General features: G+C 52.9%; 21 protein-coding genes. 10 read left to right on the top strand and 11 right to left on the bottom strand.

Translation table 11 applies throughout. The features are described from left to right. Positions 1-166: 166 nt before the first annotated feature. The 4 genes from F454_RS0108900 to thiE form a co-directional block, all read right to left on the bottom strand. Complete coding sequence (locus F454_RS0108900) at positions 167-376, bottom strand: hypothetical protein (protein ID WP_018970303.1); 210 nt, start codon at positions 374-376, stop codon at positions 167-169. A gap of 67 nt (positions 377-443) precedes the next feature. Further along, positions 444-1,277 carry a CvfB family protein gene (locus F454_RS0108895; RefSeq protein WP_026292812.1) on the bottom strand — a complete coding sequence of 278 codons (834 nt, stop codon included), beginning with the start codon at positions 1,275-1,277 and terminating at the stop codon, positions 444-446. A gap of 44 nt (positions 1,278-1,321) precedes the next feature. Beyond that, positions 1,322-2,230 (bottom strand): serine/threonine protein kinase, encoded by a 909-nt coding sequence (locus F454_RS0108890; protein ID WP_018970301.1) that lies wholly within the window; start codon positions 2,228-2,230, stop codon positions 1,322-1,324. Positions 2,231-2,355: 125 nt separating this feature from the next. Then, on the bottom strand, positions 2,356-3,930 hold the full coding sequence (thiE, locus tag F454_RS16125) for a thiamine phosphate synthase (protein WP_018970300.1): 1,575 nt from the start codon (positions 3,928-3,930) through the stop codon (positions 2,356-2,358). Positions 3,931-4,081: 151 nt separating this feature from the next. Between thiE and F454_RS0108880 the strand changes: the two genes are divergently transcribed. The 3 genes from F454_RS0108880 to nadA all read left to right on the top strand — a co-directional run bounded on the left by F454_RS0108880 (position 4,082) and on the right by nadA (position 6,545). Continuing rightward, positions 4,082-4,819: a tetratricopeptide repeat protein gene (locus F454_RS0108880; protein WP_018970299.1), complete on the top strand. Its 738-nt coding sequence runs from the start codon at positions 4,082-4,084 to the stop codon at positions 4,817-4,819. Between the two features lie 61 nt (positions 4,820-4,880). Further along, positions 4,881-5,489, top strand: a complete 609-nt coding sequence (locus F454_RS14725; protein WP_018970298.1) for a bactofilin family protein — start codon at positions 4,881-4,883, stop codon at positions 5,487-5,489. A 114-nt stretch (positions 5,490-5,603) separates the two neighbouring features. Further along, on the top strand, positions 5,604-6,545 hold the full coding sequence (gene nadA / locus F454_RS0108870; protein ID WP_018970297.1) for a quinolinate synthase NadA: 942 nt from the start codon (positions 5,604-5,606) through the stop codon (positions 6,543-6,545). Positions 6,546-6,618: 73 nt separating this feature from the next. Here nadA and F454_RS0108865 read toward each other — a convergent pair whose 3' ends face one another. The 3 genes from F454_RS0108865 to F454_RS16590 all read right to left on the bottom strand — a co-directional run bounded on the left by F454_RS0108865 (position 6,619) and on the right by F454_RS16590 (position 8,226). After that, the gene (locus F454_RS0108865; protein ID WP_018970296.1) at positions 6,619-6,915 is read right to left on the bottom strand and encodes a hypothetical protein; all 297 of its coding nucleotides are present in this window, start codon (positions 6,913-6,915) and stop codon (positions 6,619-6,621) included. Between the two features lie 30 nt (positions 6,916-6,945). Continuing rightward, positions 6,946-7,863 carry a DMT family transporter gene (locus F454_RS0108860; RefSeq protein ID WP_018970295.1) on the bottom strand — a complete coding sequence of 306 codons (918 nt, stop codon included), beginning with the start codon at positions 7,861-7,863 and terminating at the stop codon, positions 6,946-6,948. 84 nt (positions 7,864-7,947) lie between these two features. Then, the gene (locus tag F454_RS16590; protein WP_205619014.1) at positions 7,948-8,226 is read right to left on the bottom strand and encodes a hypothetical protein; all 279 of its coding nucleotides are present in this window, start codon (positions 8,224-8,226) and stop codon (positions 7,948-7,950) included. Here F454_RS16590 and F454_RS16585 point away from each other — a divergent pair. Further along, complete coding sequence (locus F454_RS16585; RefSeq protein WP_205619013.1) at positions 8,225-8,524, top strand: eCIS core domain-containing protein; 300 nt, start codon at positions 8,225-8,227, stop codon at positions 8,522-8,524. The genes F454_RS16590 and F454_RS16585 overlap by 2 nt on opposite strands. Here the strand turns inward: F454_RS16585 and F454_RS0108845 are convergent. Next, a complete protein-coding gene (locus tag F454_RS0108845) occupies positions 8,521-9,861 on the bottom strand; it encodes an ATP-binding protein (protein ID WP_169334353.1) in 1,341 nt (446 codons plus the stop codon). The genes F454_RS16585 and F454_RS0108845 overlap by 4 nt on opposite strands. 153 nt (positions 9,862-10,014) lie before the next feature. Here F454_RS0108845 and F454_RS0108840 point away from each other — a divergent pair, with 153 nt between their 5' ends. Beyond that, entirely contained in the window at positions 10,015-10,365 is a 351-nt protein-coding gene (locus tag F454_RS0108840) for a zinc ribbon domain-containing protein YjdM (protein WP_018970291.1), read from the top strand. A 3-nt stretch (positions 10,366-10,368) separates the two neighbouring features. Here F454_RS0108840 and F454_RS15780 read toward each other — a convergent pair whose 3' ends face one another. From F454_RS15780 to F454_RS0108825, 3 genes are read right to left on the bottom strand one after another with little or no spacing between them, the layout of a single operon-like run. Further along, entirely contained in the window at positions 10,369-11,724 is a 1,356-nt protein-coding gene (locus F454_RS15780) for a mechanosensitive ion channel family protein (protein ID WP_018970290.1), read from the bottom strand. A gap of 10 nt (positions 11,725-11,734) precedes the next feature. Further along, positions 11,735-12,727, bottom strand: coding sequence for a ligand-gated ion channel (locus F454_RS0108830; protein ID WP_018970289.1), 993 nt, complete (start codon positions 12,725-12,727; stop codon positions 11,735-11,737). Positions 12,728-12,776: 49 nt separating this feature from the next. Continuing rightward, positions 12,777-13,856, bottom strand: coding sequence for a lipid A deacylase LpxR family protein (locus F454_RS0108825; protein ID WP_018970288.1), 1,080 nt, complete (start codon positions 13,854-13,856; stop codon positions 12,777-12,779). Between the two features lie 258 nt (positions 13,857-14,114). Here F454_RS0108825 and F454_RS0108820 point away from each other — a divergent pair, with 258 nt between their 5' ends. From F454_RS0108820 to F454_RS0108800, 5 genes are all read left to right on the top strand, one after another. After that, complete coding sequence (locus tag F454_RS0108820) at positions 14,115-14,381, top strand: DUF4212 domain-containing protein (RefSeq protein ID WP_018970287.1); 267 nt, start codon at positions 14,115-14,117, stop codon at positions 14,379-14,381. Positions 14,382-14,414: 33 nt separating this feature from the next. After that, positions 14,415-16,235 (top strand): sodium:solute symporter family protein, encoded by a 1,821-nt coding sequence (locus tag F454_RS0108815; RefSeq protein WP_018970286.1) that lies wholly within the window; start codon positions 14,415-14,417, stop codon positions 16,233-16,235. A gap of 576 nt (positions 16,236-16,811) precedes the next feature. Next, positions 16,812-22,178 carry an immunoglobulin-like domain-containing protein gene (locus tag F454_RS14715; RefSeq protein ID WP_018970285.1) on the top strand — a complete coding sequence of 1,789 codons (5,367 nt, stop codon included), beginning with the start codon at positions 16,812-16,814 and terminating at the stop codon, positions 22,176-22,178. Positions 22,179-22,361: 183 nt separating this feature from the next. After that, positions 22,362-23,321 carry an acetylxylan esterase gene (locus F454_RS0108805; RefSeq protein WP_018970284.1) on the top strand — a complete coding sequence of 320 codons (960 nt, stop codon included), beginning with the start codon at positions 22,362-22,364 and terminating at the stop codon, positions 23,319-23,321. Then, on the top strand, positions 23,321-24,049 hold the full coding sequence (locus F454_RS0108800; RefSeq protein ID WP_018970283.1) for an esterase family protein: 729 nt from the start codon (positions 23,321-23,323) through the stop codon (positions 24,047-24,049). The genes F454_RS0108805 and F454_RS0108800 overlap by 1 nt, the downstream gene beginning before the upstream one ends. Positions 24,050-24,111 lie beyond the last annotated feature (62 nt).

Below are 24,111 nucleotides of genomic sequence, written 5' to 3'. Positions count from 1 at the left end.
ACTTCTTGATTATCTAGCTCCCTGCGTCTCGTTCACTGTTCTATACAAACCCACACCTAACGACTCCACTCCCTCTCTATGAATCGTTTTGAAGTAACTTGCTATGACGGCAAAAAAGCCAGCTCACAATGTTTTCAGTCCACCTGAGTTATTTCATAAAGTGCGCTTAGACTCGGATCGAGACGTCTGAGACAGGCCGCAGCTTACCTAATTTTTTTTCGTAGCTATGGCCAGGATTGGGATAAGGAAGAACGCCCCAGTACTGTCCCAATAGCTCGAGCTTCACAGCACCAGATGGGGCTTGCTTGAGAGGAATTGGCTTGCTGGAAGTGAAGCAGAATTCAAAAATTAGTCTGTCTGAGTTATTGTTCGACATATTTACGGGCTCGACCATTGAACATGGTTTCCTTCCACGTCGTCATTGTTAGGTCGTGAGTTGCGCCCTACTTCAACAAGCGCACGCCACCGTCTTCGAAGGTGATTTTTCGCTCTTTGTATAGCTGGCTTAAGGCGCGTTTGTATGTCTTCTTGCTCACGTTGTAAGCAGCGAGAATAGCGCTGGGGTCTGCCTTATCGCCGAGGTCAGAAAACCCGTTATTCTGCTCGAGGATATTGAGAATTTTCTCGCCGAGATTCATCGCTTTCTCAGGGCCAGGCTTCTGCAGGATAATGTCTAACTTCCCGTCATCTCGTGTTTGTGAAACGTAGCCTTTCAAACATTGTCCAATGTCGAGCGTTTGAAAAATTTGATTATGGTACACCAGCCCCCAATCTTCATTTTCAACCACCACTCGGTACCCTAGCTCTGTTCGATCCACCACCATCAATGCAACCTCTTCATTGGCGAAATAGCTCCTACCTGTTTTTCCCAAATAACGGCCCAAGCGTGCAGTGGCAGCAATGCGGCGGGTCTCCTCATCAACATAGACTCGCACCACGAGGCGCACACCGTGGCTCACTTTTTTCTTTTGTTCACCAAATGGCAGCATGAGATCTTTGACCAAGCCCCAATTGAGAAAGGCTCCGTGAGAGGTCACCTGAGTCACTTCAAGCAGAGCAAAGTCCCCCACCATCGCCTTGGGCTTGCGTGTGGTAGCGATCAAACGATCTGCCGAGTCTCGATAGATGAAGACTGGGAGCGGATCACCCATGACCAGCCCTTCAGGGGCTTCGCCTCTAGGCAGGAGGATCTCGCCATCGGTCCCCGCTTCGAGGTAATAGCCGCGTTCTTCTTCACGCACCACCTCAAGGGTGTTCATCCTGCCCAATTCAATCATGTTTCACCAGTACTTCAGAACACTGGCAATAGCACTCAAAAAAACTATTCTCCTTCGTAATTCGGCTGCATTGCAGCTGCATCCATGCGGATGGGCTGCGGCATGGAAGGAGCCGAGGTTGCCACTTCAAAAGCAGGCAAAGAGGCTAAGGCCGACTGCACCGAATCCGGACGGGCCATCGGATTTGGCTCGATCAAACGCATCAACCACAAACGAAATGCATCCGGGATGTCTGGTCTGTAGGAACGAAGGTCTGGGATCTCACCAGCATTATGCTTGGCATGTGCCATCGCAAGATCAAGACCTGCAAGCGGATGGCCGCCAGCCAGAACCCAATAAACTAATTGGCCAAACATGTAGAGTGTGCTGCGGACGCCCTCCGGCTGACCCACGTAGATCTCAGGCGCAAGCAGTGCAGGATCCATCACCTTCGATAGCGCTCCAACACCTTGGCTCGACAATAAGGGGATAAGCTTGCTGTGGCCAAGATCAACCAAGGTGTATGTGTAGCTCCCATCCTCATGAGGTGCCGCCATCACGGATGAAGGACTCAGAGCATGGTGGAAATATCCATATTCTTCCGCCACGGATAGAGCAGAGAGACATTGTTGAACCATGAGGTAGGCCGCACTCAGTGAAACATGGCCCTCCTGGCGCATGACTTGGCTGAGGCTCAAGCCCTCCAGGTGCTCAGTGACCATGTAGGGGCCATCTTCATCGACACCAGCATCCAAGACCTTGAGAATATTCGGATGCTCAATGCGCTTCAGATCGCTGATTACATCGTGAAAATCTTTCTCCCATGAGGTCTCTTCCTCGGGATTCTCAACGACAGCAAAACGCCGAAAAGCCACTGGATCACCAGTCGTGAGGCTGTCAGCAGCATACACAGCTCCTGCTCTTCCCTCACCTAACTTCTCTCGGATGCGATAATTTTGCACCTGTTTTGACATAAGGTTAACGCTATTACAGCGGGGTCATGCCTGACAATGTAAATTTGATAGGATCTGTCATCTACACCACTCTATCTCATTATATATGACCAACTAATCCACCAATTGGCGGGCATTTGCAGACCTTACCAGCTTGAAATCTCTTTCAGCTGACTCATGCGTTTTTCGATATCCTCACGCGTCGCTGACTGTAATTTCTTAGTAGAAAATGCCTCGCAAGTGAAACTAGCGGCTACAGTACCACAAATCATCGCCTTTCGGAGGTCCTCAAAACTGAAGTCCTCAGTATCGAGGCCGGCTAAGTGACCGGCCATACCACCAAGGAATGAATCGCCAGCTCCCGTCGGATCGGCCACTTCACTCAGTGGCCAAGCGGGGCATCGGAACATGCGCCCCCCTTCTTCGAAAAGCATCGCGCCAAACTCACCAAGCTTGATAATCACATGCTTTGGCCCTTTGGCTAACAATCTCTCCCCTGCTACGACCAGATTAGATGTTTGAGCAAATTCACGTGCCTCAGAATCATTGAGTACCAGAAGATCAATCTTACTAAGCACTTCGTGGAGCTGTTCGTTGGCGATGGCGATCCATAGATCCATGGTATCGGCAATCACGTAACGCGTCTCACTCACACATCCATCAAGCATCTGCAACTGGTTTTCAGGAGACATGTTCGCCAGTACCACAATATCACTGGCGGCGATCGACTCAGGGACTTTAACCTCCCAGCCTTCTAACACATTGAGAGCCACTTCGTGGGTCTCACGGTCATTCATGTTTTCCATGTATTCACCAGACCAGGTGAAGGACGCGCTCTCGGAGTGCTCCACACCATCAAGGTTAACTCCATGACTCTCCAACATAGCGAGATGCTCTTTTGGATAATCGTGTCCAACAACGGCTACAGCATTGACTGAATCGTGAAAGAAACTCGCGGCGAGAGAAACATAGGCACCTGAGCCACCGAGGAGATTAGATTCTTCAGCAACAGGCGTTTTGACATGGTCGATGGCAATGGTGCCACCAACGATAATGGATTTGGTGTTCATGAGTGTGTGGGTCGTATAGGGGATTCTAGTAACGATGTCCTGCGCTGCCTGTTCTGTGGACTCGGCAGTGAGCACATCAGATACCACAACCACCCTACGTGCGCCAGCATCTATCACTTGTTGGAGATTGTCACGCTTGATTCCACCAATACAAAAAACAGGAATCTGCGAAGCAAGCTCAGACTCAACACCCCGCACATTCTCCAAGCCAATACCCGGTCGGCCTTTCTTTGTGGGAGTCGGGAAAAGTGGCCCGAAGCCAATGTAATCGAAGCCATCATCGAGTGCCTGCCTTGCCTGCTCTGGGCTGTGGGTGGAGCGCCCTATCAACATGCTGTCTCCCACGATCGCTTTCACTGATTCGATCGGCCCGTCATCTTGGCCAACATGCACTGCATCAGCTCCGACGCGCTGCGCAATCTCAGGGAAATCATTCACCACGAACGGGATGGCCGCTGCAGCACAAATCTGCTGAATTTTTTGAGCCATTTGTTCGATTTGGTCGGGCTCCCAGGTCTTGGCGCGCAGCTGGATAATGCCAGCACCTCCTGCAATCAATTCCCTACATTTCGACTCCATCGATTCGACAGCCACATAGCCGCTATCGACAATACCGTAGAGCTTCGCTTGGAGAATTTTATCACGCATCATATTCATTCAGCCTCAGTGCTTCGCCGCTTGTCTAAGCCATCACCAAGTCATTTCAATACAAATTTGTGTGGAATCTCCCTAGAATTAGTGGAGCACCACGCTTTCTTACTTGCCAGATCAGTCGGAGATTCATACCACACTGGCTAACGACATGGAAGACACACCGACACCAATTGCCGAGCTCGACCACGGCCCATCCAAATTTGAAGTTTTTCTCGAAGAAAATCAGAAGATCCTCATCGCCGTAGCCACTGCCATTTTCCTTGGTGTGCTCGGATATGTAGGCTTCACAAGCTACGCCGCGATGCAGGCAGCCCAAGCTGGTGAGGCCCTAGCCATGGCTGAAGAAGACACGGCGCTCAATCAAATCATCTCCAAGTACCCAGGCTCCAGCTCAAGTATCGCAGCCGAGCTCACAATTCTGAACCAAGGAGACAACAAGGCTAGCGTGGCTCAGCTCTTGGCGCTCTACGACAGCGCAAGCAATCCAACCCTGAAGGCCAACATTGCCGCTCAACTGGGCCTCGCACTAGCTGCTGATGGAGACCTTGATCGCGCTGAACAAGTACTCTCCGAACTTGTCGATGCTGACGCTGCCGGCTTCATCGCTCCTGTGGCCAACCTCGCCCTCGGCGACATTGCTAAAGAACGTGGCGACCTCGTAGCGGCCAAACAATTCTACAACCAAGTAGCCAACCTCTCCATCGATGGCCCCACCAGCAACACTGAGGACGCCATTATCTCGCAAGCGGCACAAAAATATGCAGGCTACCAACAGATTGCTAACCAACGACTCAGGTTCGTAGAAGCTGCAGCCCCAGCACTCAAAGAACCTGTGAATGCAACTACTGAAGAAAAATCCGAAAAAAATTCACAAGCGAGTGAGTAAGACTATAATGCGGAAGAATCTTTTCTAATCCACTTTTTCAACCAATCACACCTATTTTACCGTGTCTGTTTTCAAGAAATACATCAACACTCAGAACGAAGGCGCCGAAGGCCAAACTCCGAGCCATCAAAGCGCCCCCGTTGGCGTCACTCCAGCCTCCACTCCAGAATCAAGCAGCAGCTCGACTCAGAGCAGCCCAGCACCATCAAGCTCAGCATCCAGCAAGGTGTCCAACACCTCACAACTCGCAGCCGGCAGCGGCCGCAACATGCTCAGCTCAGACGTCGAAATCAAAGGCCGCGTTCGCTTCGCCAATGATCTCGTGGTGGACGGCAAGATCGAAGGTGAAATCGACTCAGATGGCTCACTCACCGTCGGTGACAATGCGCGCATCCGCGCTGAAATCCGCACTCGCTCTGTTGTCATCTACGGCAAGGTACACGGCAACATTGATGTTTCGGACCGCGTCGAACTCAAAGCAAATGCTGAACTAGTAGGCGACATCAAAGCTGGCACCCTCTCCATCGAAGCTGGTGCCATCTTCGTGGGCAAGTCCACCGTGGGCGCTCCGAGCAACCAGACATCACCGGCAGCCAAACCGGCAGCGAATAGCACAACCAAGCCAGCCGCTACCCAGAAAGCTGCAGCACCTGCCAACGCCAAAGCTTAAGCGCGGGAAACTCAAAGGCGCCGCATCCACGATGCTCTAACTCATTTGTCACACTCACCAACGGACACCTCTCACCATGAGGCTGTCCGTTTTTTACCTTTCACACATTGAAACATGACCACCACCGCTATCGACATTAAGGAAGAAATCCTTCAACTGAAGAAAGAACGCAACGCCGTCATTCTCGCCCACAACTACCAAGTAGGTGAGATCCAAGACATCGCCGACTACGTGGGCGACTCTCTGGGGTTAGCATACAAAGCCAAAGAAACCGACTGCGATGTGATCGCCTTCTGCGGGGTGCACTTCATGGCTGAGACTGCGAAAATTCTCAACCCGAACAAAACCGTCGTCCTTCCTGACCGTGAAGCAGGCTGCTCGCTTGAGGAATCCTGCCCAGCAGAGGACCTCGCCGCCTTTCTCGATGCGAACAAGGAAAAGAACTATTACGTCATCGCCTACATCAACTGCTCCGGCGGCGTCAAAGCGCTCTGCGATGTGATCGTCACTTCAGGCAATGCTATCGACATCGTCAACAAGGCCCCACAAGACCGCCCAATCCTCTTCGTTCCTGACGCAAACCTCGGTGCTTGGGTCATGGAACAAACTGGCCGCAAGATGGATCTATGGCAGGGTTCATGCTACGTGCACGTTGAGTTCACCCAGAGCTCAATCAACAAGATCAAAGAAGAATACCCCGAGGCACTCGTGGTAGCCCACCCAGAGTGCACCACCGCGGTGCGCCTCCTCGCTGACGAAGTCTGCTCTACAGAGAAGATGATCGGCTACTGCCAAAACGCACCAGTGAAGGACATCATTGTGGTGACTGAATCCGGCATGCTACATCGTCTCCAGAAAGAGGCACCAGACAAGAACCTCATCCCAGGGCCTACTGACAAGTGCGCCTGCAACGACTGCCACTTCATGAAAATGAACACCCTGGAAAAACTCCGCGACTGCCTGCGCGACCTCAGTCCCACGGTAGAAATGCCTGAAGATGTCCGCCAGCGCGCCGAGGCACCAATCAACCGGATGCTCGAACAATCACGCAAGTAACGTGATCTGGCTCATAGTCCCTTAGACAAAAAAGCACCGTGAATCATATTCGCGGTGCTTTTTTCATGAAAACTTAGTCTTCGCTACGGCTCTTGCGTAGGGTATCGACCTCATGACCGAGTCGCTTATCGATATCGGCAATAAACTTCCATGGGCAACGCTTGCGCTGGTACTTTCGAAAGAGCACCTCACGCAGTTTCTCCCAGAGCTCATCACTCACCTCTTCGATGTCTTCCCACTCCGGTTTCTCTCGGCGAGAACCCTTCATCGCCGAAGCAAATTTCCACTCACGAGCAAAAAGCACCGCTTTATACACGCGCACACCCTCCTCGGTGTCCTCTCTCCATTCGTGACGTTCCTTACTTGGCATGCGGAAATCATCCCACCGCCCCTCTATAAATCAACCCCTTTTTCTCTCTGATGACATCCAAGTAGCAAGCAGAGTAGAGCCCACCACCAAAGCTCCACCGAGCCACAAGCCCCACGTCATCACTTCTCCCTCTAAAAAGACCAAGGACTGTACCATCCCACAAATCGGAATAATAAAACGACAGCTCGCCAATAATGGTACTGGGTAGATCGTCGTAAGGTGGTTCCAAACCGCAAAACCCACTGCAGACACCACCGCCAGCCAACTTGTTAGCATCAGCACATACGCGTCAAAGAGTAGAGACACCCGAGGCCACGAGTCTACTGCAAGCACCATCAGTGCGAGGCCACCAAGAAACAGGGAATAACCGGTGGCCGCCCGCGCGCCCATCGTCGGCTTCACCTTACTGAACAGCACCATGCCGATCGAACCAAACATCGTCGAAACGATGATACATAAAGCCCCCACCCAAGAGTCACCGCCACTCGCCCCCGGAGCATACACCGCCACAGCCACTCCGAGAGCACCCACCAACAATACCATCCATTGCCGCACATTCGGCCACGCCACCCCCAAAATCAAAGGAGCTAAAATCATCCACCAAAAACTCCCAGTCGATGCCATCAACGCACTCAATGCCCCACCTGACAACGAGAGACCTAAATAGAAAAAGATGTACTGAAAAAAAGTCTGCCCCAGAGACAAGCCCATCAGATGCTTCTTTGGCGTTTGCTTCCATTCACGCCATGGGTTCTTGGCCAGCAACAAGAGAGCACCGCCTCCCACGGCAAATCGAATACCCGCAAAAAACCAACGATCCGTCAGCTGGACTTCCACACCCAGCTCCCCCCAATGCTGATACACCAACTTAATGCACGGAAAAGCACTCCCCCACAACAACGCACACAACATCACCGGTAAAAACACAAGATAGCGCGACGAAGACATCTCCCTTCAAACTCAAGAAATTCCATAACGATAGCAAGTGCAATCCCCAGAGCAACCAAACACCATCAACAATTCGATCACGGCCTAGATCATCACAAACGAGTTAGGCTCCCCTGTTAGAATGGAGTTGTATTCTGCTAGGAAACTGCCATTCTTCGTCTTGATGCCCCACTTGCCTTTCAGTCGAGAACCCCAGAGCGATCGCCACGCGAGCCAATTGGCCAGCAGGCAAAACCATGCCGCTTCCTTGGAGAATTTTGGAGTGCGCGACATGCGCCCAATTCCGCAGGCAACGCAACTCATGGCAAGAGCAAGTAGCGATGCCCCAGCACAAAAGCAAAGCGCCTCAAACAAAACTGGCATGCCTGACAAGTTGAAGAGCGGGATTGAAAGCCTCTCTGGCCTCAACATGTCTGACGTCCGAGTACACTACAACTCTAGCAAACCAGCTCAGCTCAATGCTCACGCATACGCCCAAGGCACCAATATCCACATCGCTCCAGGTCAGGAACGCCACCTAGCACACGAGGCTTGGCACACGGTACAACAAAAACAAAGCCGTGTGAAACCGACCTTGAACAACAATGGGGTCGCGATTAACGATAACGCAGGACTCGAACGGGAGGCCGACATCATGGGCTCCAAAGCAGCGTCGCTCTAACTAACAACACGACCATCCTTCTGAAACTCCTTGCGAATGGCCGCCTCAATATCTGCAGCTCGGACCAAGTCATCGTGCCTTGAAGCCACAGTGATTGCCACCGTACGCACCACATTCACAATCTCGCCACCAGCCAGCTCATGGCGGTTCGACACCTCCTCGAGATCAACATCCTCAGCTAACCTGAGCCCATGACCCAAGGAATCCCTCCAAAGCTGCAGACGTTGCTCATGCTTTGGCAGTGGAAAGTAAATCAAAGACTGGAAACGACGCACAAAAGCAGGATCCACATTCCCCTTGAAGTTAGACGCCAAGATCACCAAGCCTGGAAAATCCTCAACCCGCTGCAAAAGGTACGAAACCTCTTGGTTGGCAAAGCGATCGTTAGAAGACTGAGTCTGAGTCCTCTTCCCAAAGAGCGCATCAGCTTCATCAAAAAAGAGCACCCAATTCTCATTTTCAGCCAGATCAAAAACGGCGGCTAAATTTTTCTCCGTCTCACCAATGAATTTGCTGACCACCATCGACAGATCAATGCGATAAACATCGCGCCCTAAAGCAGAGCCAAGGAGCCCCGCTGTAAGAGTCTTACCCGTACCCGGAGGCCCGTGAAACAAGGCCCTATACCCTGGCTTAAGAATCTTCTTAAGCCCCCACGCATTGTTGATTTTTTCCTCGTGCTCCATCCAAGTACGAATCTCCATCACTTGAGATTTCACCCCAGGACTGAGCACAAGATCATCCCATTGCAGACTCGTGCGCACGCGCTTTGCTGGGAAATCACTGCGTAAATCCGGACTGTATTCGTCCTGCCACAACAGCTGGTACAGTGCTGTTGGAGTCAGACGAAGAGCTGTTTTCAATAACACACCAGAATCTGGCTTCTCAGGTGCTTCAAGAATGCGTTCTTTAAAAAAGAAGTGGTCGGGACGGAACACACGCATCACTTTCAATCGCTTCCCTATGTCTCCTCCAGCAAGTAGAAATAATGCTGTCTGCACGCTGGGCACAAACCCTCCCTGTTGCGCATTATCATGCACACCACCAAACTCGGTGTAACGCCGACCGGTATTTTTGTTCTCGGAGAACAGCACATCTAACATTTCAGGGCGAACCAATGAAGCTATGCTTAAGAGCAAAATAAATTGTTCCTCCTGATTCAAGTCACGCTCTCGCATCCAGCCCACTAGCCCTCCTGATCCGCCTGATGGCAGATCCATCTCTGGCAACTCACAATCATCCTCAACTAACTCGAAGTAATACTTCACCCGCTTGTCGATACACAACTGCAACCAGTCCAAGCAATGTGCTAAAATGTCTTCCGTTTTTTCTATCATCAATTCATTCATCGTATCACCACATTGCCTATCAGCTGATTAAATCACTGTTAGAACCATGTCAAACAATCTAACAAACATTGATCCTCGGAGAGAATACTCCACTGGAACAAATGCCTTGCAATCATCGGGTCGTTCCTGCTTGCTCAGTGCATGTCTGAGATCACTTGCCCGCTATGCACCATGGACGATGTCACCGAAAGCGCCACGCATTATGAATGCCTAACCTGCGGCCATGAGTGGGAAAAGACAACACTCGAAGAACCAGAAGAAGAGCTCGGCCCACGTGTCGTCAAAGATGCCTATGGCAACGTACTTGAAGACGGCGACATCGTACAGATGATCAAAGACAAGAAAATCACGGGAACTTCGAAAGTGCTTAAAAGCGGCACAAAATCGAAACCCATCCGGCTCCAGGAAGACGGCGATCATGAGATCACCTGTAAGATGGATGGCCTAACACTGGGGCTGAAGGCTAAGTTCGTCAAAAAGGTAAACCCATAGGGCTTAATCCTTTTCATTCGGCTCAGGTGGCTGCAACGCGGGCTGATTCTCGTAGATGATGTGCATGTCTTGTTGTGGGAATGGAATGGTCATTCCAGCACCTTCCAACAGGATCTTCGCTTTGTGCATCAGGTCGTAATGCACTTCCCAGTAGTCTTCTGTCTTCGCCCATGGGCGCAGGAATAGGTTGACTGATGAATCCGCAAGCGCATGCACGCCCACCACAGTCAGTGGATTTTCTAACACCAAAGGATGCTCAGCAGCCATCTCCTTAAGCACCTCACAAGCCTTCTTCGCATCGTCTGAATAGCTGATACTAAAGATCATGTCGACGCGGCGGACCTCACGGCTTGAGTAGTTGATGATCGTCTGCCCCCAAGCTTTTTTATTGGGTATGATGAGTTCCTTATTATCAAAAGTGAGCAAGGTCGTAGAGACGAGACTCATCTTCTCTACTTTCCCACTGATTCCAGAAATTTCGACGAAATCGCCCTCATCAAATGGCTGGTATATCATGATCATCATACCGCTCGCAAAATTCCCTAAAGTCTCTTGCAAGGCAAAGCCGATAATAAAGCCACCAGCCCCCATTGCCGTTAGCATCGGCCCAATCGATACCCCCAATGAAGATAGCGCAAACATCATCCCAAAAAGTAACACCACCCAACTCACCGAACGGATCAGGAAGTCTTTGAGAATACGAGAAACACTACGACGCTTAGAAATCGCACGCTTCACCAATAGACGCACCACAATACCCGCTCCCCAGAAGACGACGATCAAGAGAATGGCGCCAAGCACACGGCCCAAAAAGACAATCCCCCCATCGGGGTCTTTCATCCAATTCAGAGCAAGAGTGTAGAGGTATTCCATTCGCCCGGACGGATCGAGATCGCTACTAATGTCAGTCGTCGCATTGATGTATGCTTGCGCTTCTTTGATGTCTCCACCCTTTGCCTCCAGTGAGCCCATCACCAATTTAGCACGCTTCGCAATCTCGAACTCCTGAGTGTGCGATTCCTGCTCTAGCTGAATAAACTTTTTGCGGTCCTCCTCCGACAACGCGCCAGAATCAATGCGAAATGAATAATCTGCTGTGATCGTGACTTGCTTCTCTAACTGGCTGACCCACTCGCTCAAGAGCTTTTCTAACTCTGCCTTTCTGAGTGGACGCAGCTGAGTCACCAACTGCCGAAGATTCACTGTTGTATTTGGCTCCAAAACCACTTCGGCTACAGCTGCCTTATGAGCTTGAGCTTGGGACTGGTCCTGCCCAACAACTTGTTTCTGCTCAGCATAGCCAAGCATGCTGGAGAACAGAATGGCACAGATGATCGAGATGGGTTTCAGATATCGCATGGTCGTTTGTTTAGCTAAAAAAGGCATGGTAAGTGAGTAACGCAAAGCTCAAAGGAATGATGATGCGGAACCATTTGTCCATGGTCGTAGCCAGCTGCGCCTTTCCATGCTTGGTGAGAACCGAGGTCGTCACCGCCTCACACAGCGTGATGAACACCAAGATAGTCGAGCTCAGGATAAATTCATCCATGCGTGTCAAGTAGGACACAGCCGGGACCAATCGATCGATGGTGAATCGATAGGCAATCAAGGTCAGCATCGACGTGGTAGCGACACCAATCTGCGTGCTCGATTGCTCAGGATCAATCCAGAATACAATCCACGACATCGCCACAATCAACACCAAAGGCAAGATCACTTTCACCATATAATACCAACTGTAGCGCTTCGCCTCCAGTGAGATGGTGAACATCGGTACTTCTTCCATCTCACGATACATCTTCCCGTTCTCAGCCCATGCTTTGTGATCCGTAACGTCCCAGTCAGGCAAGGAGAACTTCTCAGAAATCCCCGAGTTCACGTCTTCATCTAACACAAACTGAACTTCCGATGGCTGGTGCCCCACCGACACAATGTGGATTTGAAACTTCTGTGAATCGAAGGGAAAGTCCGCCAAATTCATGATTTGCGAAAAGCCCCCCCAAATCCTTTGGATGTATGTCACGGTGCCGTCTGGTTGGATCGTCACCACTTCATCCATCGTATTGAAGGCCTTCTTGCGGTTGGCTATTTGAATCCTCGGATGCCAGACATCCAACAGCTCCTTGGTGATTGCCTTCTCTCCATCATGGGCCTCTTCAGGGTCGTGCCATTGCGCTCGAAAAAAAACATTCAGCGTAAAGCTCTGATCCGCGCTGCTCACGGCATCAATGTCCAACACAACATAGGCGATTTTGACTTCAGTAGGCTGCTCTCTTGCAGACGCAGATCCACTCAAGACCAGCGTCTGAAACAACATCACAAAAATGACCGCCACGAAGGGGATGCATTTGGCATTACTCATAGACATTATTTAGCACAAAGCTCGCCGAGATTGATAGAAAAAGCTGAATCTAATATCTGACACTCACATAAAAAGAGCTGTAATCATCATTCTTCAGCTGACTTTTGTAACGATCACTCTGAAAGGTATGCGAGATCCCGAAGTCTATGCCATGATAGCTCAAGGCGAATCCAACATAGAGATCCCCAATGACAGGCTCCTTGCTAACACCTGTATCGAAGTCACTAAACAAAGGGCCATCCAGCACCGCATCATGAAGCACCCCTCGCAACTCCACCCCCAAAAAAGCATAGGCACTCAAGCCATCAGCTTGAACAGCAGTGGATAAAAAACCCGCTTGACGCTGTGCCGACTCCGAAAGCCGCATGTCGCGAACCTCATCGGGCAAATTCCAGCCTAGTCGCATCATCGAGCCCAATGTCGCCTGTGTTTTGAAATTCCCGATGGCAAGCCCACTATGCCAAATAGTATCAGTCCCCCACCCCTCGCGCCTGCCGCGACTAGCCCACGAAATCTTACGCTTCGTATTGAGGTATAAATTGAGCGTTACTTCGTTAGGAACCTGACTATCCCAACCTGAAAAGCGCGTGGTGTTGCGAATCGAATGAAAAGTATCTTGCACCTCCTGTCCCCCGGCCGCTGGCCCAATCACCCCGAGCATCAAGTCTGCAGAACTCACGCTACGCTCTCCTGATACTGAGGCTCCAAATCCCAAGCCTAACCACCCTGCATACGGGTGCTGGCCTGGAGGTGGACGAGTAGCCTGCTCATCAAAAGGCGTGTACATCAAGTGGGTGAACGAGAAACTGCGCTGCCTCAGCAATGCATTACCACGACCATAGCCCTTGAGCCTCCCCAGCCAGGTCTCTCGTCCCTGCGCCCCAGCCAAATACCCCAAAGCCTGGTCAAACATACTCCAAGCACCATGCTTTAGCTCAGGAGAAACCCAACTCAAGCGAATGCCGCTTGTGTAATCACTATCAATATTCAGTGAGCGGTCATTATCGACATACAATGTTAGGCTACCTTGATCGCCAGGCACTTCAGCAAAACCCGTCCCACCAGCCGCTACCGGCTCACAAAGAGGCAGCACCATCAATACCCCCAATGCGAGCCACCGGAGAAACATCAAACACCTACAACCTTTATTCAACTCTATCAAAGCTACTTATAAAAACGATGTAACTATGACAACTATCACATCAGTTAGAGTGATTCAAGGAGATAACGGTTCACCACCACATATTCACAGTACCCACACGCAGCCTCAACCCACATTCTAACTATAGTTAGAAGCTGTCAAACCCTGTAAAAATATCTCCTTTCATCCTTGCCATGAATAAGCTCTAACGATAGATGCTTTATTGCTTTAACTCTACAAACACCTATGGAACCGAATAATCCTCATCGTTATAGGCGCGCTTGCCTCAATCTCGTTCTCTCACTTCTCGCCGTATGGTTTTTTGTGAGTCTTGGCTGTGGTGTTTTATTCCGCGAATGGCTGGATGCCAATGCTCCCAATGTAGGTACAGCACCCTTCGGGTTTTGGATGGCTCAGCAAGGATCGATCATTTGCTTTGTACTCATCCTAGTCGTTTACGCATGGCGCATGAACTCACTCGACCGTAAATTTGGCTACTCCGAGGAAGACTAAATCCCCTCCTCTACTACCTAACACCACATTCATATGACTCAAGACCAACTGAACTTCGTCTTTATTGGCATCACTTTCGCACTCTACATTGTGATTGCGATTCGCTCACGAGCCTCATCAACAAAAGAATACTACACTGCTGGAGGCGGAGTATCACCACTGGCTAACGGACTAGCCACTGCGGCCGACTGGATGTCTGCAGCCACCTTCATTTCCATGGCTGGCACAGTAGCCATCAGCGGCTATGATGGAGCCCGCTTCCTCATGGGCTGGACTGGAGGTTTCGTACTACTCACCGTACTCATGGTGCCCTACTTACGTAAGTTTGGCAAAGCAACGGTACCTGACTTCATCGGCGACCGCTACTACTCCAAACTTGCACGCGCAGTCGCAGTTGTCTGTGCTATCTTCATTTGCATGACCTACATTATGGGGCAGATGCGTGGTGTGGGCGTGGTGTTTTCACAACTCTTCGGCATTAGCATCTCGGCCGGCGTTATCGTGGGTGCCGCCATCGTTTTCTTCTATGCCGGACTAGGCGGCATGAAAGGCATCACTTACACCCAGGTGGCACAATACTGTGTGATGTCCTTCGCCTACACCATCCCAGCAGTCTTCATCGCCATGGCCCTTACTGGGAATGTCATCCCACAAGTCGGCCTGATAGGAAATTACACCGCTGGCGGGGCTGAAGCCGTCCCCTTCTTGGAAAAATTGAACAACATCAATACCGAACTTGGATTCAAAGAATACACCTCCGGCAAGCTTTCCACCCTCAACATGTTCTGCATCACCGCCGCCCTCATGTGTGGCACAGCGGGACTCCCTCACGTGATCGTGCGCTTCTTCACGGTGAAAGACGTGAAGTCCGTGCGAAAGTCCGCTTGTTGGACGCTGCTCTTCATCGCTGTGATCTACCTCACAGCCCCTACCATTGGAGCATTCTCACGCGTGAACCTCATCGAAAAACTTCACAACACTCCATACACCGAAGCCCCATCATGGTTGCAAGAATTCGAATCAACCGGCCAAATGGCATGGGTCGATAAGAATGGCGACGGGAAAATCCAGTACTTCGGCCCCGGAAAGTCAGAGGCAGGCAGCAATAGCGTCTTCCAAGGCAAAAAGCCAAACTACCCTGAAATCACAGCACCCGACCAACAAAAAGTTGGCATCCACGGCGAGCGACTCCTCGCAAACAAAGCTGACGACAGCAACCCCAACGAACTCTGGTTCGGCACCGACATCATGGTCATGGCGAACCCATCCATGGCGGGTCTCCCCATGTGGGTAATCGCCCTTCTCATGGCAGGGTGTATCGCAGCGGCGCTTTCCACCGCAGCGGGCTTGCTCTTGGTGCTTTCCACTTCGATCTCACACGACTTGATGAAAAATATCATCAAGCCTGACCTGAGCGACAAAGAAGAAGTGATGTACGCGCGTATCGCCTCTTTCGCCTCACTTGCTGTTGCGGCCTTCTTCGGCATCAACCCACCGTCCGCATTCATTGCAAAGACCGTGGCCTTCGCCTTCGGCCTTGCCGCCTCATCCTTCTTCCCGACCTTGCTCATGGGCATCTTCTCCAAGCGTGTCAACAAGCCTGGAGCCATCGCTGGTATGATCTCAGGCATCAGCTTCACACTGGGCTACATCCTGTACTTCCAGTTCTGGGGTGGCACCCCAGACCAGTACCTCTTTGGCATCACCCCCGAAGGCATTGGTTGCCTCGGCATGCTCCTCAACTTTATCGTGACGTTCATCGTCAGCGCCGTCACTCCTGCACCACCGCAGTCAGTACAAGACATGGTAGAAAGCATCCATATCCCATCGGGAGCAGGTGACGCCAGTCACTAAAATATTCCTAGCTTTAGTCACCCCCAAACCTCCGCAACCCTGCGCAACCCTGCGCTTCACTGAGCTCAGGGTTGCCCATTTACAGCGTTTGAATCTATCGCTGGCAGCGAGGGCCAACAGATGGCCCAGTGCCGCACTCCTTCATACAAAAAACCCCAGGCTCATCATGAGCTCTGGGGTTTTCATTTGGCACGCATTGGGCGCCTTGGCACTGCTACATGCAGGTCATGCAGCATGAGCTCATACAAGCTGCTGCTGCTGCGATTACTATCAATTTGATCATCATGGTTTGTCTAGGTTCGTATGACTGCCCGCTATGAGCTGAGACATCTCTCCCACCTCGCGTACAGCAATCCCTTGGTTAAACCAAGATTCCAAACATCTGTCACGCCTCGAATCTAAATACCACGGACAGAACAGCTCATGACGATTAAGGCGCACTCCGAACACATTCACAAAAAAGATCAACTTTACGCTTCACCTATAACACAGCTTATGTTTTGGTCTAACACCCTACATACCTATCATGCATTAAATTCATCTATTTTATGAATTTAATCAGATATTTAAAATCCCATGAAAACCCTACACAACACATTGAGTAGAGCGCTTTGGCTCTGCGCTCCTGGCCTTCTGTGCACTGACTACTCGCAAGCTCAGTCTCTACCAAGCACTGAAGAGCAAGCCCAACTCCTCAGCAATGAGAGACTCACACAAAATGAGTACCTGCAATCGCTGAATCTTCGATATCGCTTCAAGCTTCAGGGCGACGGCAACCTCGTGCTGCGCGATCAAGTATCAGGAGCCGCTTATTGGTCCAGCCAGACGCAACAAAGCGGTGGCAACACCCTCTACATGCAAGGCGATGGCAACCTTGTACTTCGCGACAACTCGGGCTCAGCCATCTGGGATAGCAGCACAGTAGGCACGGGCGCTCCGAGGCTCAGCCTAGAAAAGAATGGGGATCTCGTCCTAAGTCACGACGGACGCCAAGTCTGGCAAGTGGCTGGCCCAGGATTCCCCACTGGTCCATGGACTGACGCCCTAGCTGGAGGAAATTCTTTGATTCAAGGAGAGTCCTTGATCGCCATGAGCAATCAATTCGCACTCAGCCTCAATGCTGACGGAAATGTGGTACTCAACGACCGCAACAGCAACGAAGTCCTCTGGTCCACCAACACCGAGGGCAGCACCGCTTCGCAATTCATCCTACACCAGCATGGTGAACTCGCTCTCTACGATGACTTCGGCCAACCGCTCTGGAATAGCCAAACGACCACCGAAGCCGCTCCACGCGTCTACTTGCTTGATGACGGCACCCTCGTACTCTTTGATGGAGACACCCCAGTCTGGATGATGGGCCGCTACCGTGATCGCTTGGGAGCCAATGAAAGCCTCGAGCTAAACCAGCGCCTGTACTCTGCCAATGGTACATTTCGCTTCACCTTCCAAGGCGACGGAAATCTCGTACTCCGCGACCAAGTCAATGCCACCGTGGTCTGGGCCTCAGGCACTGATGGCGTCGGAGCCACGCGTCTCAAACTTCAGAATGACGGCAACCTCGTGCTCCGAAATGCTGTAGGACAGGCACTGTGGTCATCGGAGACCATGGGTTCTGGCATCCCGCGCTTGGTGGTACAAAATGATGGAGCTCTCACCATCCTCCAAGACGACGAAATTGTCTGGTCAACCAATGCCCTAACACCTGAACCCGATGAGACCGCTCCCATCCTGAGCCTGATTGGCGAAAATCAAATCAGCATCGTACGCGGCGAAAGCTATCAAGACGCAGGGGCCACCGCGGAAGATGACACCGACGGCGATCTCTCCGAATACATTGAATCTAGTGGCCTCGTAGATTCATTCAGCTACGGCAGCTACACGATCACCTACACAGTTGCCGATGCCGCAGGGAACACCGCCACACCGCTCACTCGCAGCGTGGAAGTCGTGGCACCAAGCAACAACTCTGGCACCCTCACCCCCCAATTATTGAGCAACGATCAATTGCTCGTCGGCCAACCATTGATCTCAGAGAACGGCCGCTTCATCCTCCAGCTGCTCGACAACGGCACCCTGAGTATCACAGATCGCGAACTCGATGCGGAAGTTTGGAACTTAGGCGGCAACGGCGATGCCTACCGCGTGCGCCTGCAGGGCGATGGAAACCTCGTCATTCGCGACACCGCAGGTCAAGCTCTCTGGGCCAGCGGCACAGATGCCAGCGGCATCACCGCACGCCTCGAACTCAATAATCAAGGTGTTTTAGTGCTCTACCACGACGAACAAGCCGTGTGGTGGCAAAACGGTGAGATCGTAGTGGCCGACACCACAGCCCCTACCATCACACTCAATGGCGCATCAACTGTGACCCTCACACGCGGAGGCAACTACTCAGAACAAGGAGCCACAGCCACCGACAATGTGGACGGCGACCTCACTGGCGCCATCAGCATCACCGGTAGCGTCAACACCCTAAATAGTGGCAGCTACAGCATCAACTACAACGTCAGCGATGCCGCCGGCAATGCAGCCACCACCATCACACGCACCATCTTGGTCGAAGATAGCCTGAACGATTCTGGCTCATCTACCAGACAACTTCTCGGCAATGAACGCCTCTACACCGGAGACCTACTCATCTCCGACAATAGCCAATTCACCTTTGGACTGGATAACACTGGCGACCTGCAACTACGCGATGCCATCCAGAACCTCGTTCTCTGGTCTGCTGGCACTGGTGGCCAAGACGCCGACCGTCTCACCATGCAAAACGATGGCAACCTCGTACTGCGTGACAGCACAGGTCAGGTCATTTGGGCAAACCAAGTGATGGGGAGCAGCCCGAAACTCGAGCTCATGGACTCTGGCATGCTCGCACTCTTCCACGGTGAGTCCTTGGCATGGTGGGTGAATGGCGACCCCGGTGAGTTCGACATCGTCGCTCCCGTGATCACCCTTGCAGGCAATGCAGTGGTCACAATCAACCAAGGCGAGAGCTTTGTGGACCCAGGTGCTAGCGCGAACGACAACGTCGATGGCGACCTCAGCGGAGCCATCAGCGTGGGCGGCAGCGTTGACACCCAAACACCCAACACTTACACCCTGAGCTACGACGTCACCGACGCCGCCGGCAATGCGGCCCTCACCGTGCGCCGTCAGGTCATTGTACTCAACCCTCAGGAGCCTGAGCCCGACAATGAACTCGACACGACTCAAAGCTCAGGACGCTTCTCCAGCCCTGATGCAGCGCTCTATTCGCTCAATGACACACGCCCCATCGTGCCATCGCGCCCGATCAACTCACGCTTCAATGGCAATGGCCATGCAGAAACTTGGGATGGACGCGTCTTCATCCGCACCATCAGCTCCGGCTGGGTAGTTAGTGTGTTGCGCCCTGAGCGTATCACCCGTGATAGCGATGGCGCGCCAAACTTCAGCAACGCCTTCAGTAATAGCGCTGCATCATCGCGCGTGCACATTGAAGTCAGCAACGGTTCAGCACATCACGTGAACTGGCTAGGCATCGTACCCGATCCTGCCTTCAATGGTGCAAACCCACATCCCTCAGACGCCTCAGGCAACGTTGTCGCCAATGGTGAATTTCTCACCTACAAGGCCTTGGTCATCCACACTACGGAACAATTTGGCACCAACAAGCACATGGGGCACCGACGCGCCACCATCGTGGTACAGAACCCCAACACCGCAGATGCTAGCGTACGTAGTGCCCGCTTCACCACTTCGTTCCAGAAGTACACCTACACCAATGGTTCCGACTTCCTAGGCATCGAGCCCAGCATCTCCATCGATGGCCGCCTCATCATCTTCCAAGGGCACCCATCAAATGATGGTCGCATCGACAACCTAGTCTACAGCTGGAACCCCACACCTGGTGCCACTCAGAACTGGAGTACCGTGCGCTCAGTGGCCGACATGTATCACGTCGACCGCGACCGCGACATCGCTGGGCAACCATTCCAGATCCGCTACCCACTCGCCCAGCAACCACTGCGCGATGCGGAAGGGAATACATACAACACAGGAGACCTAGTGAAGGGAGCCTACCCATGGATCAGCCGCGATGGCTCTGAGCTATTCTACCAAGCCTCACGTGACGGTGTGAATGGTCGCCGCACCGGCACCACTGTGACAGGGCGCTGGACTGGCGGCTTGCTGCGCCACATCGATGGACCAATCAACCCGTTCCGTCACCGCAGCACCCGCCTCTTTGTCTCCTCACCCGGAGCATTCACCACCATGTGGTCGCCCTTCAAGGACGTCAAAGACCTTGCCATCCCCTACTCAGTGCGTGGCCCAGCATACCCGATCTTTGGATCCAATTCCCAAGACTACTCGGAAGTTGGCTTCAATGACTTCCTCGATGGCAACCACGTGCTCTACTTCGGCATGAATGAGATGCTCAACCGCGATGGCAACTACCAAGTAACGCGCACCCCAGACACCTCTGGCAATGACAACAATGGTACCATGGTAGGCGCGAGATTCCCACTAGAGTACAATAACCAAGACAGCATCGTAGGCCGCCACGGACAAGCAATCTACTTCCCTCCTGGCTCCTACGTACGGGTCGAAAAGAACCGAGGCTGGGACACCCTAGACCAAGGGTTCACCGTCGACTTCTTCGTCCGCGTGCTAGACTCAGGCACCCGCATGTTCAGCATCGATGGATTACTTGAAGTCGGCCTAGGCAACAACGGCCAAGCACAAGCCACGCTTCGCAATACCGCCGGAGAAAGCTTCAGCGTCAGCGGCAACAATAGCGTGCCGAACAACCAATGGGTCCACCTCGCCGTGACTTACCAAGCAGGAGGAATGATCACGCTCTACCAAGACGCTCAAGTCATCGCCCAAAGCAATGCCGCCGAGCTAGGAGATTTAAACTTCTCAGGCGAAGTCAGCATTGGACCACGCGATAGCGACGGACTATTCATCATCGATGAAGTCAAGCTCTCCAATGTTGAACGCCAACACTACGAGATTGCCCACAATGCCTATGTCAACCTCGCCGAGCCAGCCTCAGACGAGCTACAGGCGCTGATTCCACCGCACTTTGAGCAACTCAGCAGCAAGGCCATCGATGTCGATCGCTTCAGCAGCGCCGCTGCAGCACTCGGTGGGGAATTATTCTTCGAAACCCGCTTGTCGCGCGCAAGCTCCACCTCCTGTGCCACCTGTCACGTGCCAGAGCAGACATTTACCGATGGCCGCGCTCTCGCACAAAGCAATGAGCCAAATGGACTTGGGGATCGCAACACCCCGCACTTGTTCAACCGCCTATTCTCCACCCATCAAGGCTGGGGAGGGAATGCCGCACGACTCGACCAGCAGGCTCAAATCCCCATCGAAGCAAGCCACGAGATGAACCTGAGCATGGAGGAAGCGATCGCCTTCCTCGCCTCAGACAGCCACTACGCACAGCGCTTCCAGGAGGTCTACAATGAAGCACCAAACTCGGCCAACCTGACTGCTGCTCTCGGATCCTTCCAGGCCACACAATTCTCGCCTGAAGCAGCCGTAGACCGCTACTGGGCGGGAGATGAAGACGCGCTCGATGCCTCACAATTGCGCGGGCTCGACCTCTTCATGAACAAGGCGCGATGCAGCGGCTGTCATGATGGCCCGAACTTCACCGACGAAAGCTTCCGCGCCAATGGTATCGTGCAAAATGCCGACACTGGACGCGCCAGACAGACAGGTCGTAGCCGCGACTTCAAGCTCTTCAAAGTTCCCTCCCTGCGTCACGTCGGGCAAACCGCTCCATACATGCACGATGGCAGTGTCGCCACGCTCCAAGAAGTCGTCGAATCCTACAACCAAGCCGGCCGAAATACAGCGCGTGACATCGACACCGACATCCGCCCGCTCGAGCTGAGCCCCCAAGAAATTGAAGATCTCGTTCGCTTCCTAGAAAGCCTCTAAACCGAAGACAGACAAACATCACCCACACCCGAGCCACTCCAACACGAGCCCCCGGGTGCTGGGTGATTTTTTTGAATATGGATCCGGCCTGTCACCACCTACCCTGAATACTCCCTGTCGATTCTGTGACCGGACAGGCATTGATTGTGCTAGAGTGATGGTGTTGAAACTAGCGCACGATTGATGGAGATGGAACAAGCAAGCAAGAGAATCCGCCCGAGCCATCGCTTTGACCTCGATGAACTACTCGGCGTCAAGGTGCCTGCCGAGCCTGCGGGCTATGCTGAGATGTGGCTGGCTTGGCGCGAGGAGGCGCTGCAGCTCAGCCCCCATCCGAGCATCGAAGATGCGGGATACGACCAGGGCGACTGGCAGGTGTTCAACATGAGCTACCGCTCCACAGACGACGTACAGATTGGTGGTTGGTTGCTTCTGCCCAAGTCCGGGCGGGTCAAGCGCGGCTTGATTGTGGGCCACGGCTACGGCGGCCGCACCGAGCCAGACTTCCACCTTCCTTTCAAAGATGCAGCGATCCTGTTCCCCTGTGCACGAGGGATCGGGCGCTCCGCGCATCCGCCAATTTCAGACGAGCCGCGATGGCATGTGCTGCACGACATCCACAAGCCTGAGCGCTACATCCTGCGCGGCTGTGTCGAGGACCTCTGGCTGGCGGTCAGCGCGTTGCTGCGCCTGAAGCCCGAGCTCGAGGGCCACATCGGCTACCTCGGCAGCAGCTTTGGTGGCGGTGTCGGCGCCATGGCGCTGGCTTGGGAAAACCGGGTGCAGATTGCGCACTTCAAGGTCCCCACCTTCGGCCACCAGATGCTGCGGCTTCAGCTCAAAACCATGGGCAGCGGAGCCAGCGTGCAGGCACTGCACAAAAAGGAACCGCAGCTGGTGGAGAACACCCTGCAGTGGTTCGATGCGGCGCAGGCGGCGAAGCACATCAAGATCCCAGTGCATGTGGCATGCGCGCTAGCAGATCCAGTGGTGACCCCACCGGGGCAATTTGCCATCTACAACGCGCTCGCCGGCCCCAAGGAATTGTTCACCCTCAGCGCCGGTCACATGGACTACCCGGCGCAAGAGGAGGAAGAGCAGAAACTACTCCATGGGCTCGAATCCTTTTTCAAAGATCTCTAATGAATCGCGAATATCACAAGTGGTGGAGCCCAAGGCTGCGCCGCGATATGGAATTGTTGGTGTTCGGCCACTCGGGGGCCAAGGTGCTGGTCTTCCCCACGCGCGGCGGCCGCTTCTACGAATACGAAAAGCTGCGAATCACCGAATCGCTGCGCCATAAAATCGAGGCGGGCCAGCTGCAATTGTTCTGCATCGATGGCATCGATAGCGAGAGCTTCTATTGCTTCTGGGCGCATCCCACCGGACGGGTGCAACGCTACGTCGAGTACGAAGAATACATCCTCAATGAGGTTCTGCCCTTCATGCAGATGAAAAACCCGCACCGCTGCACGATCTCACACGGCTGCAGCCTCGGCGCCTTTTTCGCCGCCAACATCGCCTTCAAGCACCCCCACCTGTTCCAAAAGCTTTGCGTCTTTTCGGGTCGCTACAACCTCACCGAAGCAGCCGATGACTTCAACGACCTGCTAGAAGGCCACTACGATGAGACGGTCTACTACAACACCCCAGTGCACTACCTCAAGAACCTCGACTGCCATGACCGGCTCGAGGCGATGCGCGCCATGGACATCGTCATCGTCTGCGGCAAGCAAGACCCATTCTTGGGCAACAACCATTACCTCTGCCGGGTGCTCAACGAAAAAGCCGTGCCCCACCGCATGCACGAATGGCAGGACCGCGCCCACCGCGGCTACTACTGGCGCAGAATGGCCCCGATGTATGTGTGATCCTGCGGCCATCGTTGGCTGCTAAATCACAAAAAATCCATCTACTCCTCACTGAGCACAAA

The organism is Rubritalea marina DSM 17716 (assembly GCF_000378105.1).
GTDB lineage: Bacteria > Verrucomicrobiota > Verrucomicrobiia > Verrucomicrobiales > Akkermansiaceae > Rubritalea > Rubritalea marina.
This window is presented reverse-complemented; position numbering and strand designations above follow the sequence as displayed.

What these genes read in the sequence shown, in the direction of transcription:
- F454_RS0108900 (WP_018970303.1), bottom strand. Translation starts at nt 376, where the DNA reads ATGTCGAACAATAACTCAGACAGACTAATTTTTGAATTCTGCTTCACT.
- F454_RS0108895 (WP_026292812.1), bottom strand. Translation starts at nt 1,277, where the DNA reads ATGATTGAATTGGGCAGGATGAACACCCTTGAGGTGGTGCGTGAAGAA.
- F454_RS0108890 (WP_018970301.1), bottom strand. Translation starts at nt 2,230, where the DNA reads ATGTCAAAACAGGTGCAAAATTATCGCATCCGAGAGAAGTTAGGTGAG.
- thiE (WP_018970300.1), bottom strand. Translation starts at nt 3,930, where the DNA reads ATGATGCGTGATAAAATTCTCCAAGCGAAGCTCTACGGTATTGTCGAT.
- F454_RS0108880 (WP_018970299.1), top strand. Translation starts at nt 4,082, where the DNA reads ATGGAAGACACACCGACACCAATTGCCGAGCTCGACCACGGCCCATCC.
- nadA (WP_018970297.1), top strand. Translation starts at nt 5,604, where the DNA reads ATGACCACCACCGCTATCGACATTAAGGAAGAAATCCTTCAACTGAAG.
- F454_RS0108865 (WP_018970296.1), bottom strand. Translation starts at nt 6,915, where the DNA reads ATGCCAAGTAAGGAACGTCACGAATGGAGAGAGGACACCGAGGAGGGT.
- F454_RS0108860 (WP_018970295.1), bottom strand. Translation starts at nt 7,863, where the DNA reads ATGTCTTCGTCGCGCTATCTTGTGTTTTTACCGGTGATGTTGTGTGCG.
- F454_RS16585 (WP_205619013.1), top strand. Translation starts at nt 8,225, where the DNA reads ATGCCTGACAAGTTGAAGAGCGGGATTGAAAGCCTCTCTGGCCTCAAC.
- F454_RS16590 (WP_205619014.1), bottom strand. Translation starts at nt 8,226, where the DNA reads ATGCCAGTTTTGTTTGAGGCGCTTTGCTTTTGTGCTGGGGCATCGCTA.
- F454_RS0108845 (WP_169334353.1), bottom strand. Translation starts at nt 9,861, where the DNA reads ATGATAGAAAAAACGGAAGACATTTTAGCACATTGCTTGGACTGGTTG.
- F454_RS0108840 (WP_018970291.1), top strand. Translation starts at nt 10,015, where the DNA reads ATGTCTGAGATCACTTGCCCGCTATGCACCATGGACGATGTCACCGAA.
- F454_RS15780 (WP_018970290.1), bottom strand. Translation starts at nt 11,724, where the DNA reads ATGCGATATCTGAAACCCATCTCGATCATCTGTGCCATTCTGTTCTCC.
- F454_RS0108830 (WP_018970289.1), bottom strand. Translation starts at nt 12,727, where the DNA reads ATGAGTAATGCCAAATGCATCCCCTTCGTGGCGGTCATTTTTGTGATG.
- F454_RS0108825 (WP_018970288.1), bottom strand. Translation starts at nt 13,856, where the DNA reads ATGTTTCTCCGGTGGCTCGCATTGGGGGTATTGATGGTGCTGCCTCTT.
- F454_RS0108820 (WP_018970287.1), top strand. Translation starts at nt 14,115, where the DNA reads ATGGAACCGAATAATCCTCATCGTTATAGGCGCGCTTGCCTCAATCTC.
- F454_RS0108815 (WP_018970286.1), top strand. Translation starts at nt 14,415, where the DNA reads ATGACTCAAGACCAACTGAACTTCGTCTTTATTGGCATCACTTTCGCA.
- F454_RS14715 (WP_018970285.1), top strand. Translation starts at nt 16,812, where the DNA reads ATGAAAACCCTACACAACACATTGAGTAGAGCGCTTTGGCTCTGCGCT.
- F454_RS0108805 (WP_018970284.1), top strand. Translation starts at nt 22,362, where the DNA reads ATGGAGATGGAACAAGCAAGCAAGAGAATCCGCCCGAGCCATCGCTTT.
- F454_RS0108800 (WP_018970283.1), top strand. Translation starts at nt 23,321, where the DNA reads ATGAATCGCGAATATCACAAGTGGTGGAGCCCAAGGCTGCGCCGCGAT.